The organism is Streptomyces sp. RK9 (genome assembly GCF_045070545.1).
In the GTDB taxonomy this organism is placed as follows: domain Bacteria; phylum Actinomycetota; class Actinomycetes; order Streptomycetales; family Streptomycetaceae; genus Streptomyces; species Streptomyces alboflavus.
Map to the genome: position 1 here is coordinate 1,941,660 of NZ_CP173704.1, position 17,957 is coordinate 1,959,616.

Here is a 17,957-nt window from a genome sequence, read left to right on the forward strand (position 1 = left end):
CAGTGCGGTCTCCGATGACCCCCTCCCGTTCCCTGTGCGCGCCCCCCTCCTTAACCTGGGCTCTGGCAAACCTCAGGAACCTGGCCCTGTCAAGACCAACTGCGGGGGAACGTGAATCAGATGCAGGGCCTGCTCCTCGCCGGCCGCTACCGGCTCGGCGAGTCCATCGGCAGTGGTGGCATGGGCCGCGTGTGGCGTGCGCGGGACGAGGTGCTGCACCGCGTCGTCGCCGTCAAGGAACTGACGGCGGCCCAGTGGGTGCAGGAGGCCGACCGCGAGGTGCTGCTCACCCGGACGCAGACCGAGGCGCGCGCCCAGGCCCAGATCAACCACTCGGCGGTCGTCACGGTCCACGACGTCCTGGAGTACGACGACCGGCCCTGGATCGTGATGGAGCTGGTCGAGGGCCACTCGCTCGCCGACGCCGTCAAGGAGCGGGGCCGCATCGAGCCCCGCGAGGCCGCCCGCGTCGGCCTGTGGGTCCTGCGGGCGCTGCGCGCCGCGCACGGCGCCGGGGTCCTGCACCGCGACATCAAGCCGGGCAACGTCCTGCTCTCCGAGGACGGCCGGGTGCTGCTCACCGACTTCGGGATCGCCTCGATCGAGGGCGACTCGACGATCACGCGCACCGGCGAGGTCGTCGGCTCCGTCGACTATCTGGCGCCCGAGCGGGTCAGCGGCGCCAACCCCGGCCCCGCCGCCGACCTGTGGGCGCTCGGCGCGACCCTGTACACGGCGGTCGAGGGGAACTCGCCGTTCCGGCGCACGTCGCCGCTCGGCACGATGCAGGCCGTGGTGACGGAGGAGCCCGATCCGGCGCGGTACGCGGGGCCGCTCGGGCCCGTCATCTCCGCGCTCCTGGCCAAGGATCCGGACGCGCGGCCGGACGCGGCCGAGGCGGAGCAGATGCTCGCGGAGGCGGCGGAGGGACGGCGTCCGGGGGCGGCGCAGGCGTACGTGCCGACGACGGTGCAGGAGGAGCTGACAGCCCCCGCGCCCCCGCACCACCCGTCCGCCGTGCCTCCCGCGTCCCTCCCCGGGGCGCACACCCCGCCCTCGTCCACCCCGGCCCCTGGAGCGGCGCATTCCGGCCACGTAGGTCCGGGCGGGCCGCCGCCGGGGCAGGCCGCCGATCCGTCCGGCCGCGCCACACCGTCCCCGTACGGCACTTCGCAGACGCACGCCGCGCCGACCTCGTACGGCACGCCCCCCTCGTACGGCGCCCACGGCCCGTACGACACGGGCGCCACGCCCACAGGGCCAGGGCGGCGGCGCCTGCTCCGGGCCCTCGTGCCGATCGCGGCGGCCGCGGCGGTCGGCGGGGGCGCGGTGGCCGGCTATCTGTACCTCGGTGGCGGCGACGGCGGCGGCGAGGGCAAGGACGGGAAGGGCAAGGGCGACAAGGCCGGTGAGGTCGTCGGCGCGATCCCCGAGAGCTGGGTGCGCGTGCACGACGCGGAGGGCTTCAGCCTCATGCTGCCCAAGGGCTGGGAGCGGCAGGTGGACGGCACCCAGATCGACTACACCCCGGACGACGGCCGCCACTTCGTGCGCATCAGCGTCGACCCCGACCCCGACTTCGACAGTCCGTACGCCCACCAGCTCGACCTGGAGAAGCAGTTGAAGAGGCTGCCCGAGTACCGGCGGCTGCACCTCAACTCCAACACCTTCCGCGACCGGCCCGGCGCCCTCTGGGAGTTCAGCTGGACGGCGGGCGCGAGCGACACCACCAAGGGCCCGCGGCGCGCCATCTCGCAGAGCTACGTCAGCCGCACGGGCACCGAGTACGTGATCTACATGTCGGCGCCGGAGGCGAACTGGAACAAGACCCGGCAGCAGTTCGACGCGGTGCTGCGCGGCTGGCGCGACTGACCCGGCCCGCTCGCCGGGGGACACAGCCCGCTTGTCGCGGGGGGACACGACCCGCCCGCAGAAGGCCTTGGCCCGAACTCCTGGGGATGCGGCCTGAACTGGCCCTTGTCCACGCTGAAAGGGTCCGTGACCACACCTCTGGGGCATGATGGCCGCATGGGGAGCCTGGGTGACAGCACCCGTGTGATCGCCGGCCGCTACCGCCTCGAGGTGCGGGTGGGCCAGGGCGGCATGGGTGTCGTGTGGCGCGCGACCGACCAGCTCCTCGGCCGTCGCGTCGCGGTCAAGGAGATCCCGCTCGACGAGACGCTCTCCGCCGAAGAGGCCGCGCGGCAGCGCGAGCGCACCCTGCGCGAGGCGCGTGCCGTCGCGCAGCTGCGGCATCCGCACATCATCGTCGTGCACGACGTCGTCGTCCACGACGAACGCCCCTATCTGGTCATGGAGTTGATCGAGGGCCCCACGCTGGCCCTGCGCATCGGCAGATCGGGCCCGCTCGGCCCGCAGGCCGCCGCCCGCATCGGCCTCGACCTGCTCGGCGCCCTCGGCGTCGCGCACGCCGCGGGCGTCCTGCACCGCGACCTGAAGCCCGCCAACGTGCTCCTGGAGGAGGCGACCGGCAGGGTCGTGCTCACGGACTTCGGCATCGCGCAGGTCAGCGGGGCGACGACGCTCACGGAGAACGGGTCGTTCGTGGGCTCGCCGGAGTACACCGCGCCGGAGCGCATGTCGGGCGAGCGCACCGGGCCCGCGTCCGACCTGTGGTCCCTCGGCGCGCTGCTCGTGGCCGTGGTCAGCGGGGAGTCGCCGTTCCGGCGCGACTCGATCGGCGGGGTGCTGCACGCCGTCGTCTTCGACGAGATACGCCCGCCGCCCGCGGCGGAGCCGATCGCTCCGCTCGTCCTCGGCCTCCTCGAACGCGACCCGGAGCGGCGCCTGGACGCGGCCGGGGCGGAGCGGCTGCTGCGCGCGTACGTCGACACCGGGGTCATGCCGGGGCTGCCGGGGATGCCGGGCGCGGGGGCGGGTGCTCGGCGTCCCGTACTCGCCGCCGCACGGGGGCGGTTGTCGGGGCGTGCGCGGGGCCGTGTGCCGGGGCGTGCGCCCGGGAGGTCGTCAGGGCGGTCACAGGGGCGGGCGGAGGGCCGGGCGGAGGGCCGGACGGAGGGCCGGACGGAGGGCCGGACGGAGGGCCGGGCGGAGGGCCGGACAGAGGGCCGGTCGGACGGGCGCTCGGAGGACCGCTCGGGTCGTTCAGCAGGCCGTTCCGGCGGTGCGGGCCGTACGTGGGGCTCGGGCCGCTCCTGGCGCTCAGGGCGCGCGGGGCCCACGTCGGGGCGCCGCCCCCTCCTCTCCCTGCTCCCCGGCCGCCACCCGCCAGGGACCCCGCACGCACAGCCGCCGCCCGCACGCCCCCGGCACCCGGACGATCCCGCCGCGCCCCTGTCCGCCCCCGCGCGCCGCCGCCAGAACCGCATCATGCTGATCGCCGCCGCCCTGGTCGCGGCCGTGGCGGGCGGCGCCGTGTCGGCCGCGACGCTGCTGCTCGGGCAGGACGCCGACGGGGACGGCGGCCGGAACGCGCCGCCCAGTTCGGCGTCGCCCGACACCCCGACGGACTCCGGCGGCCCGCGCCCCACGGCGACGTCGACGGTCACCAAGACCCCGGACACGGTGTCCCCCTCCACCCCCGACGCCCCCGCTGGCTACCGCCTCGCCAAGGACCCGCGCGGCTTCGCCCTCGCCGTCCCCCAGGGCTACGCCCGCCGCACGGAAGGCCCGCGCACCTTCTACGTCTCGCCGGGCGGCGCCGTCCGCATCGGCATCGAGGCGGCCGACCCCGTCCCCGGCGGCCCGCTCGCCGCGCAGCGCCGCGCCGACGCCGACGGCCCCCGCGACCACCCCGGTTACCGCGACGCCGAGGTCACCGCGACCACCCGCAACGGCCGCCCCGCCGCGCTGTGGCAGTACACCCGGGACGGCTCCGGCGGCGAGGCGGGCGCCCGGCGCACGTACGACCTGTGCTGGCAGGAGGGCGGCCGGAGGTACGACGTGTGGGTGTCGGCGCCGACGGCCCAGGCGCGGGAGGGGCGGCGGCACTTCGACACGGCGGTGGACACGTTCGTGCGGCGGTGACGGTCAGGGGCGTGCGAGGGGTGGGAGTCCGGCTCGGACGCGCCGTTACGTGCGCCTTTCCGCTCGTACGTCGCCGAAGTTCCCGGATCGTGCATCACCCCGGTCACAACTGGGGACCCTGGCTGGAACCCGAGGTACCCCGCACGGTACTCATGGGGGCATGAGTAACGACGGGGGAGCCTCTCACGGCCCGAACGAGACCACCAGCTACGGCCTGCAGCCACCGCAGCCCCCGCAGCAAGGTGGCGGCGAGCCGTACCCCAATCCGTACGCCCAGCCCACCCAGGTGGTGCCGAACCAGCCGCGCCCCGAGGCGCCCGCGCCGGCCGCACAGGGCTCGCAGCCCGCACAGCACGGCCAGCCCGGTCAGCCCGCACAGCCCGGCCACCACGGCCATTCCGTGCCGGACGCCCGGGCCACGGAGGCGACCCGGGCCGAGCCCGGTTCCGGCCGTCTGATCGGCGGGCGCTACCGGCTGCTCTCCAAGCTCGGCCACGGCGGCATGGGCACGGTGTGGCGGGCCAAGGACGAGACGGTGGACCGCGAGGTCGCCGTCAAGGAGCCGCGGGTTCCGGACCATCTGCCGGAGCGGGAGCGCGCCAACGCCTTCGAGCGGATGCGCCGCGAGGCCCGCGCCGCGGCCCGCCTCGACCACCCGGCCGTGGTCAACGTCCACGACGTCGTCGTCGAGGACGGTCAGCCGTGGATCGTGATGGAGTTCGTGCGGGGCCGCTCGCTCGGCGCCGCGCTGCGCGACGAGGGCACGCTCGGCGCCCGTGACGCGGCCCGGGTCGGCCTCGAGGTGCTCGGCGCCCTGGAGGCCGCGCACGCGGCGGGCGTCCTGCACCGCGACGTGAAGCCGGACAACGTGATGATCGGCGGGCACGACCGCGTCGTCCTCACCGACTTCGGCATCGCCCAGATCGAGGGCGAGACGAACCTGACGGACACCGGCGGCTTCGTCGGTTCGCCGGAGTTCATCGCCCCGGAGCGCGTCCTCGGGCAGCGCCCCGGACCGGCGTCCGACCTGTGGTCGCTGGGTGTCGTCCTGTACGCGGCGACCGAGGGCGTCTCGCCGTTCCGCCGCAACAACACGCCCGCCACGCTCCAGTCCGTCCTCAACGCCACGCCCGCCGCGCCCGCGTCCGCGCAGGGCCCGCTCGCCGACGCCATCAACGGCCTGCTGCACAAGGAACCCGCCCACCGCCCGAGCGCCGCCCAGGTCAGGGCCATGCTGGAGGAGGCCGTCAAGCCGCCGCAGCCCCCGCAGCTGCCCGCGACGCGGTTCGTGACGGCGGGTCACGCGGACGCCGCGGCTCCGGCGCCGGACCGCGGCAAGGGCGTCTTCCTCGGCCGCAAGGCGCTCGCGGCCGTCGGCGGTGTCGTCGTCCTCGCGGTGGCCGCCGCCGTGGTCCTCGCCGTGAAGCCGTTCGGCGACGACGCGGACGCGGGGAAGTGGACGCAGCACGAGGCGAAGTCGCTGGGCGCGACGCTGTCCGTGCCCGAGGGCTACCGCAGGACCAGCGACGGGGGCGAGACGCCCAAGGAGCACTGGGTCACGTACACGGACCAGAGCGGCAGCCTCTTCGTGTCGCTGCAGCTCAGCAAGAAGTCCGAGGACGACCTCAAGTACATCGCGGGCACGTCGATGGCCGAGGCGTACGAGGACATGAAGGACCTGGAGAACGGCAGCACGGTGCTCGGTTCGCTGAGCCCGTCGGACGGCGTGGGGTCCGGCAAGAAGACGACGCAGGGCGACTACGAGGGCAAGCAGTCGGCCGAGAACCTGATCCCGTACACCAACAAGGTGTCCGGGGTCGTCTACCCGCGCGAGGCCCAGGTCTTCTACTACCGGACCTCGGCGGGCGACATGTACAAGCTGTGGATCGACTACCCGGCCAAGAGCGACTTCACCGAGCGGGGGCGCGAGGTCGCGAAGAAGGCGATCGAGGGCCTGGAGATCGCGAAGCCCTGAGACGAGTGCTGCCGCCGGACACGAGTGATGACGCCCGAGACGAGTGCTGACGCCCGAGACGAGTGATGACGCCCGAGACGAGTGATGACGCCCGAGACGAGTGATGACGCCCGAGACGAGTGCTGACGCGTGAGACGAGTGCTGACGCCCGAGACGAGTGCTGACGCCTGAGATGGGTGCTGACGTCTGACATGAGTGCTGACGGGGGACGCGTGCTCGGGGGCCGCTACCGGCTCGCCGAACGCATCGGATCCGGGGGCATGGGAACGGTCTGGCGTGCCGTCGACGAGCTGGTCGGGCGGGAGGTAGCGGTCAAGGAGCCGCGGCTTCCCGGTGATCCGCACGACGAGGCGGCACGGCGCGCGTACACCCGGCTGCGGCGCGAGGCGCGCGCCGCCGCGTCGGTCGACCACCCCGCAGCGGTGTCGATCCACGACGTGGTCGTCGACGACGGACGGCCGTGGATCGTCATGGAGCTGGTCCGGGGCGAGTCCCTGCACGAGGTCCTGAAGCGCGGGGCGCTGCCGCCCGCCGAGTCGGCCCGCATCGGCCTCGCACTCGTCGGCGCGCTCGCCGCGGCGCACGCCCAGGGCATCGTGCACCGCGATGTGAAGCCCGCGAACGTGCTGCTCGGCGCGCACGGCCGGGTCGTCCTCACGGACTTCGGCATCGCGCGGGTGCAGGGCGAGGAATCACTCACCGTCAGCGGCGAGTTCGTGGGGTCCCTGGAGTTCATCGCGCCGGAGCGGATGGCGGGGCACGGGGCGGAGCCCGCGTCCGACCTGTGGTCGCTCGGGGTGCTGCTGTTCGCGGCGGTGGAGGGCTGGTCCCCGTTCCGGCGTACGACCCTTGAGTCCACGCTCGCGGCGGTGCTCTCCGCGGACGTGCCGGAGCCGGCGCGGGCGGGCGAGCTGGCCCCGCTCATATCGCGGTTGCTGTCCCGCGATCCCGGGTTTCGGCCCGGCGCGGGGGAGGTGGCGGCGGCTCTGGAGGCGGTGGCGGAGGGGCGGCCGCTGCCGGAGCCGTTCGGGACGGTGGTGGCGCAGGACCCTTCGGGGATGCGGGAGTTGTCGGACGACGTGGGGACGGTGCGGCTTTCTCGCGGGGGCGCGGGGGGTGGGGGCGCCGGTGGGGGTGTCGGCCCCGGGGCGGGGCCGGGCGTGGTGACGGATGTGGGTTCGGGCGCGGGCGCGGGCCGGGGGCGCGCCGGGGGGCGGCGCACGCCCGCCCTGGTCGCCGCCGGGGTGGTCGGCGCGCTGCTGGTCGGTGGCGGGGTGTGGCTCGGCACGTCGATGGGTTCTGCGGGCGGCGGCTCCGGGGAGACGCGCGCCGAGCGTACGAAGGGGTCGGAGGGCGGGGAGCCCGGAGCCCGCGGGTCCGCTGCCCCCGCGCCCCGGTGGAAGGTCCGCCCGGAGCGGGCGCTCGTCGCCGAGATGCCCGTGCCCGCGCGCTACAAGGTCGTCGTGCGCGAGGACGGCGACGACGACCGGCAGCGGACGGGGTCCCGGCTCGTGATCTACGCCGAGGACGAGAACAGCGACGTCACGGTGCGTCTGACCAAGGAGGACGGCGGTTCGACGCCCGCCCTCACCTGGGCCCGTCAGGCGGCCGAGACCTGGCACGACTCGGACAACGGCGCCAGGACGAACTACACGAAGACGTCCCACCGCGGCCACGACGCGGCGATCGCCGACACCACGTACGACGACGACTCCATGACCACCCCGATCCGCTGCCTCCAGCTCATGATCATCACGGCCGACCAGGAGTTCTACGAGCTGCGCGTGGACATGCCGAAGGGCACGGCGGAGGAGAAGGAGGGCACCGAACTGTTCAAGGGCGTGCGGGCGCGGCTCAAGGTCGGCAAGGACGCGGTGAAGGGCTGACACCCGCTGCGGAGTTGCCCGTTCGCGCCCGGGGAACGCCCTGATCAGCACCTTTGTCGCCAGCAGGCACTGGCAGCGAACGAAGCGGCCCGCGACCACGTGTGCGTGCTCGGTGAAAGCTCGTTACCCATGGGTACCCAAAGAGTCCGCTCAGGCATACGCTCACCGTCATGACGGACTCGCAGGCCCCCGCCACGCCCCTCGGTACGAACCCGGTCGCCCCGGCCCCCAGCGGCGCACGCACCGCCGCCGACGTGGTCACGCCGGAGCTGGTCGCCCAGCTCACCCGTGATGTGATCGGCTCGGGCCGGACGGCCAACCACACGCCGTTCACCGGCGAGAAGCTGGCCGACCTGCCCGAGTCCACCCCCGAGGACGTGGCCACCGCCTTCGAGCGGGCGCGCGCGGCGCAGGTCGCGTGGGCGCGCACGCCGGTGCGACAGCGCGCCGCCGTGCTGCTGCGCTTCCACGACCTCGTGCTCGAGCGTCAGGCGGAGGCCCTCGACCTCATCCAGCTGGAGACCGGCAAGGCGCGCCTGCACGCGCACGAGGAGATCCAGGCCGTCGTCGTCGCGGCCCGCCACTACGGCCGCCGCGCCGGCGCCTACCTCAACCCCAAGCGCCACACCGGCGTCGTGCCGACCCTCACCAAGGTCACCGAACTGCGCCAGCCGCGCGGTGTCGTCGGCCAGATCGCCCCCTGGAACTACCCCCTCGAACTGTCCATCGGCGACGCCCTGCCCGCCCTCGTCGCGGGCAACGCGCTGGTCATGAAGCCCGACACCGAGACCGCCCTGACGGCGCTCTGGGCCCGGGACCTGATCATCGAGGCGGGCCTCCCGGCCGAGGTGTTCCAGGTCGTCCTCGGCGAGGGCCCCGTCGTCGGTCCGGAGATCGTCGCGCGCGCCGACTACGTGTCCTTCACCGGCTCCACCCGCACCGGCCGCGAGGTCGCCACCGGCGCCGCCGCCCGCCTCGTCGGCGTCTCCCTCGAACTCGGCGGCAAGAACGCCATGCTGGTCCTGCACGACGCCGACGTGGAGAAGGCCGCCGCGGGCGCGGTCCGCGCCTGCTTCTCGTCCGCCGGTCAACTGTGCATCTCCATCGAGCGGTTGTACGTCCACGAGGCCGTCGCCGACGCCTTCGTCGAGCGGTTCGCGGCGAAGACCAGGGCGATGCGCCTCGGCCGGTCGCTCGCGTACGGGGCCGAGATGGGCTCCCTCGTCGGCGAGCGGCAGCTGGAGGCCACCCGGCGGCACGTGGACGAGGCCGTCGCCAAGGGCGCCACGCTCGTCGCGGGCGGCGTGGCCCGGCCCGACATCGGCCCCTACTTCTACGAGCCGACCATCCTGGACGGCGTCGAGTCGCCCATGGCGGTGTGCACGGAGGAGACCTTCGGCCCGGTCGTCTCGCTCTACCGCTTCACCGACGAGAACGAGGCCGTCGAACTCGCCAACTCCACCTCCTACGGTCTGAACTCCTCGGTCTGGACGAAGGACGGCAGGCGCGGCCGCGCCCTCGCCGCCCGCCTGCGCACCGGCACCGTCAACGTCAACGAGGGCTTCGCGCCCGCCTACGGCAGCGTGCAGTCCCCGATGGGCGGCATGAAGGACTCGGGCCTCGGCCGCCGCCACGGCTCCGAGGGCATCCTCAAGTACACCGAGGCACAGACCGTCGCCCACCAGCGACTCATCCCGCTCGCCCCGTCCTTCGGCATGACCGACGAGAAGCACGCGGCGTTCATGACGACGAGCCTGAAGCTCATGAAGGCGTTGCGCTTGCGCTGAGCGGCGCGGGGAACTGCGCGACCAGCCACGGACTGCCCGCGGATTCAAGGAGAGCCAGTGCCACAGGAGAACTCTGTCCAGCGCGAGGACAGCGAGGTCAGCGGGGCCGACGACGGCTACGACTACGACGTCATCGTCATAGGCTCCGGCTTCGGCGGATCCGTGTCCGCCCTGCGGCTCACGGAGAAGGGCTACCGCGTCGGCGTCCTGGAGGCGGGCCGCCGCTTCACGCGCGCGCAACTGCCCAAGAACTCCTGGGACATCAAGAACTACCTCTGGGCCCCGGCGCTCGGCCTCTACGGCATCCAGCGCATCCATCTGCTCGGCAATGTGATGGTCCTGGCGGGCGCGGGCGTGGGCGGCGGATCGCTGAACTACGCGAACACGCTCTACGTACCGCCTGCGGCGTTCTTCGACGATCCGCAGTGGAAGGACATCACGGACTGGCAGGACGAGCTGCGTCCGTACTACGAGCAGGCCAAGCGGATGCTCGGCGTGCGGCTCAACCCCACGACCACCCCCTCCGACGTCCATCTCAAGGCCGCCGCGCAGGCCATGGGAGTGGGCGACAGCTTCCACATGGCGCCGGTCGGCGTCTTCTTCGGTGACGGACGGGACGCCACCGGTGAGTCAACGGCCGAGCCGGGCAAGGAAGTTCCCGACCCCTACTTCGGCGGCGCCGGACCCGCCAGGCGCGCCTGCACCGAGTGCGGCGAGTGCATGACGGGCTGCCGCCACGGCGCGAAGAACACCCTCAACGAGAACTACCTCTACCTCGCCGAGAAGGCCGGAGCCGTCATCCACCCGATGACGTCCGTCGTGGCGCTCACCGAGGACTCGCGCGGCGGCTACGCCGTGGGCACGCTGCCCACCGACAACAAACGCAAGGGCAGGGGCCGCACCTTCCGCGCCCGCCACGTCGTCCTCGCCGCCGGGACGTACGGCACCCAGACGCTCCTGCACCGCATGAAGGACAGCCATATGCTGCCCCGCATATCAGGGCGTCTCGGCGACCTCACCCGCACCAACTCCGAGGCCCTGGTGGGCGCCCAGACGACGGACCGCCGCTACCGCAAGCGCCACGGCGGCCTCGCGGGCGCGGACGGCAAGGCCGACTTCACCAAGGGCGTGGCCATCACCTCGTCCATCCACCCGAACGCCACGACCCACATCGAGCCCGTCCGCTACGGCCGGAAGTCCAACGCGATGGGCGGCATGACGCTGCTCCAGGTCCCGTACACGGTGAAGGGCGGCAAGGCGCGCGTCGCCGGATGGCTCGCCAACACCGCGCGCCACCCGCTCCTGACCGTGCGCTCCCTGTCCAACTACCGCTGGTCGGAGCGCACCATCATCGGGCTGGTCATGCAGACCCTCGACAACTCGCTGACCACGTACCGCAAGGAGAAGGGCATCGGCAAGGGCCTGCTGACCGCGCGGCAGGGCCACGGCGCGCCCAACCCGGACCAGATCCCCGAGGCCACCCGCGCCGCGTCCCTCATCGCCGAGGAGATCAACGGCTTCCCCGGCTCCAACGTCGGCGAGCTGATGGGCACCCCGCTGACCGCGCACTTCCTCGGCGGCTGCCCGATCGGCGACGGCGCCGACACCGGCGTCATCGACCCCTACCACCGGCTGTACGGCCACCCCGGCATCTCCGTGGTCGACGGCGCCGCCGTCTCCGCGAACCTCGGCGTGAACCCCTCGCTCACGATCACCGCGCAGGCCGAGCGCGCCATGTCGTTCTGGCCCAACAAGGGCGAGGCGGACCCGCGTCCGGCCCAGGGCGCCGCGTACGCGCGGCTCGCGCCGGTCGAGCCGAAGGCCCCGGCGGTCCCGGCCCACGCCTTCGGCGCGCTGCGGCTGCCGTTCCTCGGCGTGCCCGAGGTGCCGAAGAAGAAATAGGCGGCGTACGGACGCGGGAAGCCGGCCGAGTACCCCCGGCCGTGTACCCGACGAAACCCGCGCGGACGCGCGAAAGGACCTGCACCCCCCTCCGAGTGCAGGTCCTTCGCGTCTCGCGGTACGTCGCCTACACGGCGGCGTCCGAGTTCGAGCGGCGGCGTACGACGTACACCGCGCCGGCGCCCGCGACGACGGCGATGCCGCCGACGAGGCCGATGGTGGGAAGGACGGAGCTGGAGCCGGTCTGGGCGAGGCTGCCGGTCGGCGGGATCTCCGCGACCGTCTTCTTCACCTCGTCTGCGCGGCCGCCCTGCGGCTCCCGGTTGACCGGCGGCTCGGTGACGCCCGGCCTCGGGATGGCCTCACCGGGGTGCTCGTTGTCGCTGCCGGGCTTCAGGACGGTGAAGTCGAAGAACGCGAACGCGTTGTGCTCGCAGTTCAGCTCGGAGTCCACGTAGCCGCCGAGGCCGAACGCGTAGCCGTCGCCCGCCGGGGCCTTCTTGTTGATGTTCAGGCGCAGCCTGATCTCGACCTGCTCCTTGGCGGCGAGCGTCGTCGTGCCGAAGGTGACGCCGCTCTCGACCTCGTCGACGATCGACTTCCAGCCCTTGGCCTCGGGGTCGTAGAACTGGATCCGCGTGTAGCTGCTCAGCCAGTCCTTCTCGTCCTCGCTCTCCGAGAAGTTGTCCGCGGCGGCCAGCCAGCGGACCTTGCCGAGGTCCTCGTCGCTGGGGTTGGCCGCGATCAGCTTGAACTCGTGCCAGCCGCTGCCCGCGACGATCTTGCCGGGCAGGCCCTTGAGCTTGAGCTCCAGCTGGTTCTCGGCGTCCTCGCCGGTCTCCTCGTCGACGGCGCACTCGGTGGGCTCGTCGGTGGGCGTGGTCTCGTCGCCGGGCCCGGTGGTGTCCTCGCCGGGGTCGGTGTCGTCACCGGGGTCGGTGTCGTCACCGGGGTCGGTGTCGCCGTCGCCGGGCTTCGTGTCGTCACCGGGCTTCGTGTCGCCGTCGCCCGGCTTGGTGTCGTCACCCGGCTTGACGGGGTCCTCGGGCTTGGTGTCGTCGCCGGGCTCGGCCGGGTCCTCGGGCTTCGTCGGGTCCTCGGGCTTGCTGTCGCCGTCGCCGGGCTTCGTGTCGTCGCCGGGCTTCGCCGGGTCCTCCGGGCCGGGGGACTCCGCAGGGGGCGTCTCGCCCGCGCTCGCGGACGGCGTGGTGTTCGCGTCCCCAGTTGCGAACGCGGCCGGTGCCGAGAGCAGTGCGACCGGGGCGATCACGGCCGTCGCGGCCGCGGCGGCCAGAGCACGGCGAAGCTTCATGAAGACCTCAGAGAGTCCGGCGCACCGCGCCCGCGCGGTACGGAGGTGGAGGCCTCCGCGGCGGGGCGCGGAAGTGGCCGTTGTTACGCATGGATGACCTGCGTGGACCGGGAATGGTTGTCCTGGAACTCACAGAATTCTTATGTGGCGTAGGTCACAAGTTCGGGACCCGGCCAGGGCTCCGGCTTGTGCGGCCGCGGCGCGGTGTCGTAGAACTTCCCCCGTTTGCAAGCGAGATGAAGCACGCTCTGGAATGGATTCTTTGGGGGGCACAGTGTCCGTGCAGTCGCCGCGTGAGCCCGACGGCGAGTCGTCCATACCCGACGAGGTGTGGCGCCGGTTCGAGCAGGACAGCGAACGCGAGATCCGGGCGTCCGCACCGAAGGAGCCGTCCGCGCGGGCGCGCATGGTCGCCGAGCGGCTGCGTCGCCTGGACGAGGAGGCGGCGCGGAAGGAGGCCGAGGGCGTCGTCGGCCGCAAGCGGCGCAAGCGCAGGGAGGAGTCCGCGCAGCCGTGGCGCCCCGACGAGTGGCGCGCCGCGCCCACGGGCCGTGGCGGGGGCCGTCCGGAGCGGTCCGAGCGGTGGCGGCAGGTGCGGAGCGTGGTGATCGTCGGCGGCTGCATGATCCTGGCGATCGCGGTCCTGAGCCCGTATCGGTTCTGGCCCTGGCAGTGAGGCGGGGGTTCCGGGGGTGGCGGTGACTCGCCGGTTCCGGTGTCGGTGGGCCTGGGGGGCGCCCTTCGGGGCGGGCGGCCCGCTCCGGGTGTGACGTAGATCGTGTACGCGTCACACGGCTGACCGGGCGTTCCAGGGAACCGCGCGCGTCGATCTTCAGTCGTAGAAGGGGTGCGGGTGACTCCGCATGGACGTGCGAGGCGTGCGCGCGGCGTGAGGTGCGCGGGGTACGCCAGGAATCTGGGGGAACGGAACGTGAAGTCAGCTGTGTCGCGTGTCGTGGTGGCCGTCTCGGTCGCGGCCGCTCTGGGTCTGACCGCCGCGTGCGGTGGCGGCGACGGGGGCGGGCGCGGCGACCGCGACGGCGGCAAGTCGTCGACGTCGCAGGCGAAGCCGAAGGGCCCGGGCGGCGGTGCGGGCGGCGCGGGGGACGGGGGCGGTTCCGGCGCCGACGGTTCCGCGGACACGTCTCCTGCGGCCAGGAAGCTGAAGGCGAAGGTCATCGCCGCGGGCGACCTGAAGCGGGCGGCCCTGAAGCGGTACGAGGTGACGCCCCGGGAGCGGTCGAAGCTGGAGGCCGCGTCGGACGGCGCCGCGGCGACCCCGGCCGCCTGCCGCCCCCTCTCGGACATGGTGGCCGCCGCCACCCCGCCGAAGGCCAAGGCCCACGCGGGCCGCGCGGTGGCGCCGAAGAGCGTCCGCGACGACCTGGCGACGACGGACGTCGAGCTGTTCGCTTACGACAGCCCGGACAGCGCGCGGAAGGCGCTGCGGGACGTGCGGTCGGCGGTGAAGTCGAAGGAGTGCGGCGCGTTCCGTGCGGGGGGTGTGCGCTACAGCGGAGTCGCGCCCCAGGCCGCGCCGGACAAGGGTGACGAGTCGGTCGCGTACAAGATCGGCAGTCGTCAGGAGCAGCTCGTGAAGCGGCACGCGGTCGTCGTGGTGCGGGACGGCTCGACGCTGGTGTCCTTCGCCGCGCGGAACTACTACGACCCGGAGTCCGTGGCGGGCGAGGACGAGTCCCGCAAGGACGGCGGCGGCACGGACCTGCCCGGCTCGGACAAGGCGGACGAGGAGCCCCGGGTGCCGTCGGCGGTCGTGGACGCGCAGCTGGACAAGGTGGGCTAGGGGCGGCTGCTGGGCGCCGGACCGGGTGCGGCGGGCTTTCGGCTGCCGGTTCGGTGGAAGAGCGAAGGGCCCCGCGGGACGGATCCGCGGGGCCCTTGGCTGTCAGCACCGACGTCAGGGCAGCGTCGGTGCCTCGGTGCGGCGCCGGGGGAGTGCGCCGCTGGTCGAATGAGCCGGTGGCCGACCCGGCGCACCAGGGGCGCGCGGCTGGTGTAGACCAATGGCAATGGAGTTGTGGAAAGCGGGGCCCGGAGCCCCTCTCCCTCTACGCATCGTGGAGGATGGCCGGTTCTCCGCGCAACTGTTTCGACGACATCTTGGGGCACAAGGCCGGATTGGCACGGGCCGACGAGGCTGGCCGAAAAGCGTTCCAAGGGTGCGCTGCGGAAGCGGAGGGTGCGGGGCCGCCGAGACGGCTCGGAAAGACGGAGCGGGAAACGGAACGAGAACGGAACGGGGGCGGCCCGAGAACGGGACGGGAACGCCATGGGGGCGGGGCCGGGACGAGGTCGGGACGAGGCGGGAACGGAGGGGGAAACGGGACGGGGCGGTGCCGGAAGGGGACGGGGGCCGACCGGCTCCGGGCGTCCCCGGAGCCGACCGTTCCCTGGGTGACCGGGCTGCTGTCCCCTGCCGTCCGGTCACTTCTCTGGAGCGAGGTCCCACGGCGTACACGAGTCGCGTACGCCTCATCGCTCCAGCGGAGCCACGCGTGGTTCTTGCGGCCCGCCCCTGGCTGGCACGGACATCGGGACCAACGAAGCCCGTCGGGAACCGGTCACGCGCCGTACGGGTGAGAAGGGATCCGAACTCAGGTCCGTGGCGCAGTGGTTCCGCTTTCCGACGGGGCTTCGACGAGGGCTTCGACAGGGGCTTCTACGGGGCGGGGAGGCCCCCGGCGGGACTCAGACGCGGCCCCGGCACAGCTCCAGGAGCGTCATGGCGAGCTGGGTGCCGGGCTTGCCGAGGGCGTCCCTGTAGTGGCTGAGGACCTCCATCTCGCGGGAGAGGTTCACGCGGCGCCCGCCGGAGCTGATGCGGGCCTCCTGGATGACGGCGGAGACGGCCATCCGTTCCTGGACGAGCCCGATGATCCGGTCGTCGAGGGCGTCGATGCGCTCGCGGGCACCGCCGATCAGCTCGGCGGCCTCGGGGGTGCGGGCGCCGGTCTGCTCGGCGGGGGTGGTGGCGGGAGTGGCGGCGTTCATGGTGGTGGGGCTCCTCGGTCGGATCGCGGGGCCCCGGGGCGGCAGTGCCCGGAAACAACAGAACGCCCCGGGCCTTGTCGGCCCGGGGCGCCTGGGAAGTCGCTTGGCGTTACGTCAAGCAGCTCGACCATGGCAGCCGGCGAGCCGGATGCCATAGGTAAAGACGAAGGTCGAGTGCGTGAACATGCGCCCCAGTGTACGCACGCGTCCCCTGACGTCCACCCCGCCCAGGCCTGGTACAGCCCGTCCGGCGCTCGAGGACGAGCGCGAAGCGCGACAGGCGGAGGACTGGGGGCTGGGGGCCGGGGGCCTGGGGCGCAGCCCCAGAGACGGGACGGGAAGGGGCGGAGGGGGCGAACAACCACACCAGACGCCCACCCCCCGTCCCCCCGTTAGAATCGACGCACACACCCTCATGCTCACCGCCGGAAGGCAAACCGTGCCAGTAGCGCCCCCCGCCGCCCCCGACACCGTCCTGGTCGTCGACTTCGGAGCGCAGTACGCCCAGCTCATCGCCCGCCGCGTCCGCGAGGCCCGGGTCTACAGCGAGATCGTGCCGAGCACCATGCCGGTTGCCGAGATGCTCGCCAAGAACCCCGCGGCGATCATCCTCTCCGGCGGCCCGTCCTCGGTGTACGCCGAGCAGGCCCCGTCGGTGGACCGTGCCCTCTTCGAGGCCGGCGTCCCCGTCTTCGGCATGTGCTACGGCTTCCAGCTGATGGCGACGACCCTCGGCGGCACGGTCGACAACACCGGCGCCCGCGAGTACGGCCGCACCCCCCTGCACGTCTCCAAGTCCGGCTCGACCCTCTTCGAGGGCACCCCGGACGAGCAGTCCGTGTGGATGTCGCACGGCGACGCGTGCAGCGCCGCCCCCGAGGGCTTCGCCGTCACGGCGTCCACCGACGTCGTCCCGGTCGCGGCCTTCGAGAACGACGAGAAGAAGCTGTACGGCGTGCAGTACCACCCCGAGGTCATGCACTCCACGCACGGCCAGCAGGTCCTGGAGCACTTCCTGTACCGCGGCGCGGGCCTGACCCCGTCCTGGACCACCGGCAACGTCATCGACGAGCAGGTCGCCGCGATCCAGGCCCAGGTCGGCACCAAGCGCGCCATCTGCGGCCTGTCCGGCGGCGTCGACTCCGCGGTCGCCGCGGCCCTCGTCCAGAAGGCCATCGGCTCCCAGCTGACCTGCGTGTACGTCGACCACGGCCTGATGCGCCAGGGCGAGACCGAGCAGGTCGAGAAGGACTTCGTGGCGGCGACCGGCGTCCAGCTGAAGGTCGTCGACGCGCAGGAGCGGTTCCTCTCCGCGCTCGCCGGGGTGTCCGACCCCGAGGAGAAGCGGAAGATCATCGGCCGCGAGTTCATCCGCGTCTTCGAGCAGGCCCAGGCCGAGATCGTCGCGGAGGCCCCCGGGGACCAGCCCGTCGAGTTCCTCGTCCAGGGCACGCTCTACCCCGACGTGGTCGAGTCCGGTGGCGGCACCGGCACCGCCAACATCAAGTCCCACCACAACGTGGGCGGCCTCCCCGAGGACCTCGAGTTCCAGCTCATCGAGCCGCTGCGCAAGCTCTTCAAGGACGAGGTGCGCATGGTCGGCCAGGAGCTCGGCCTGCCCGACGAGATCGTCCAGCGCCAGCCCTTCCCGGGCCCCGGCCTCGGCATCCGCATCGTCGGCGAGGTCACCCGCGAGCGCCTCGACCTGCTGCGCGAGGCCGACGCCATCGCCCGCGAGGAGCTGACCGCGGCCGGGCTCGACCGCGAGATCTGGCAGTGCCCGGTCGTGCTGCTCGCCGACGTCCGCTCCGTCGGCGTCCAGGGCGACGGCCGCACCTACGGCCACCCGATCGTGCTGCGCCCGGTCTCCTCCGAGGACGCCATGACGGCCGACTGGTCCCGCCTGCCGTACGACGTGCTCGCGAAGATCTCCACCCGCATCACCAACGAGGTCGCCGACGTCAACCGCGTCGTCCTCGACGTGACGAGCAAGCCGCCGGGCACCATCGAGTGGGAGTAGCCCCCACGGCCCCGCAGGCTTCCTCGGCCTTCTCGGCCTGAACGCCGGTGCCGCC

Annotated in this window: 11 protein-coding genes; 9 read left to right on the forward strand and 2 right to left on the reverse strand. The window is 73.1% G+C overall.

Features of this window, described 5'->3' with window-relative positions; genetic code table 11:
* Positions 1-120 precede the first annotated feature (120 nt).
* From AB6L24_RS29045 to AB6L24_RS29070, 6 genes are all read left to right on the forward strand, one after another.
* Positions 121-1,872: a protein kinase domain-containing protein gene (locus tag AB6L24_RS29045; RefSeq protein WP_405663402.1), complete on the forward strand. Its 1,752-nt coding sequence runs from the start codon at positions 121-123 to the stop codon at positions 1,870-1,872.
* A gap of 156 nt (positions 1,873-2,028) precedes the next feature.
* A complete protein-coding gene (locus AB6L24_RS29050; RefSeq protein ID WP_405660029.1) occupies positions 2,029-4,008 on the forward strand; it encodes a protein kinase domain-containing protein in 1,980 nt (659 codons plus the stop codon).
* A 160-nt stretch (positions 4,009-4,168) separates the two neighbouring features.
* The gene (locus tag AB6L24_RS29055) at positions 4,169-5,983 is read left to right on the forward strand and encodes a serine/threonine-protein kinase (RefSeq protein WP_405660032.1); all 1,815 of its coding nucleotides are present in this window, start codon (positions 4,169-4,171) and stop codon (positions 5,981-5,983) included.
* A gap of 191 nt (positions 5,984-6,174) precedes the next feature.
* On the forward strand, positions 6,175-7,869 hold the full coding sequence (locus AB6L24_RS29060; RefSeq protein ID WP_405660035.1) for a serine/threonine-protein kinase: 1,695 nt from the start codon (positions 6,175-6,177) through the stop codon (positions 7,867-7,869).
* 170 nt (positions 7,870-8,039) lie between these two features.
* Positions 8,040-9,656 carry a succinic semialdehyde dehydrogenase gene (locus AB6L24_RS29065; RefSeq protein WP_405660038.1) on the forward strand — a complete coding sequence of 539 codons (1,617 nt, stop codon included), beginning with the start codon at positions 8,040-8,042 and terminating at the stop codon, positions 9,654-9,656.
* Between the two features lie 57 nt (positions 9,657-9,713).
* Complete coding sequence (locus AB6L24_RS29070) at positions 9,714-11,558, forward strand: GMC family oxidoreductase N-terminal domain-containing protein (RefSeq protein ID WP_405660040.1); 1,845 nt, start codon at positions 9,714-9,716, stop codon at positions 11,556-11,558.
* A gap of 127 nt (positions 11,559-11,685) precedes the next feature.
* Here AB6L24_RS29070 and AB6L24_RS29075 read toward each other — a convergent pair whose 3' ends face one another.
* The gene (locus AB6L24_RS29075) at positions 11,686-12,870 is read right to left on the reverse strand and encodes a hypothetical protein (RefSeq protein WP_405660043.1); all 1,185 of its coding nucleotides are present in this window, start codon (positions 12,868-12,870) and stop codon (positions 11,686-11,688) included.
* Positions 12,871-13,150: 280 nt separating this feature from the next.
* On the opposite strand from AB6L24_RS29075, the gene AB6L24_RS29080 reads away from it, so the two are divergent.
* Together AB6L24_RS29080 and AB6L24_RS29085 are read left to right on the forward strand one after the other, a co-directional pair.
* Positions 13,151-13,546, forward strand: a complete 396-nt coding sequence (locus AB6L24_RS29080; RefSeq protein ID WP_405660046.1) for a hypothetical protein — start codon at positions 13,151-13,153, stop codon at positions 13,544-13,546.
* A 255-nt stretch (positions 13,547-13,801) separates the two neighbouring features.
* Positions 13,802-14,674 (forward strand): hypothetical protein, encoded by an 873-nt coding sequence (locus AB6L24_RS29085; protein WP_405660049.1) that lies wholly within the window; start codon positions 13,802-13,804, stop codon positions 14,672-14,674.
* 905 nt (positions 14,675-15,579) lie between these two features.
* Here AB6L24_RS29085 and AB6L24_RS29090 read toward each other — a convergent pair.
* Positions 15,580-15,882 (reverse strand): chorismate mutase, encoded by a 303-nt coding sequence (locus tag AB6L24_RS29090; RefSeq protein ID WP_405660051.1) that lies wholly within the window; start codon positions 15,880-15,882, stop codon positions 15,580-15,582.
* 415 nt (positions 15,883-16,297) lie between these two features.
* Here AB6L24_RS29090 and guaA point away from each other — a divergent pair, with 415 nt between their 5' ends.
* Positions 16,298-17,902, forward strand: a complete 1,605-nt coding sequence (gene guaA / locus AB6L24_RS29095; protein ID WP_030361440.1) for a glutamine-hydrolyzing GMP synthase — start codon at positions 16,298-16,300, stop codon at positions 17,900-17,902.
* Positions 17,903-17,957: the final 55 nt, after the last annotated feature.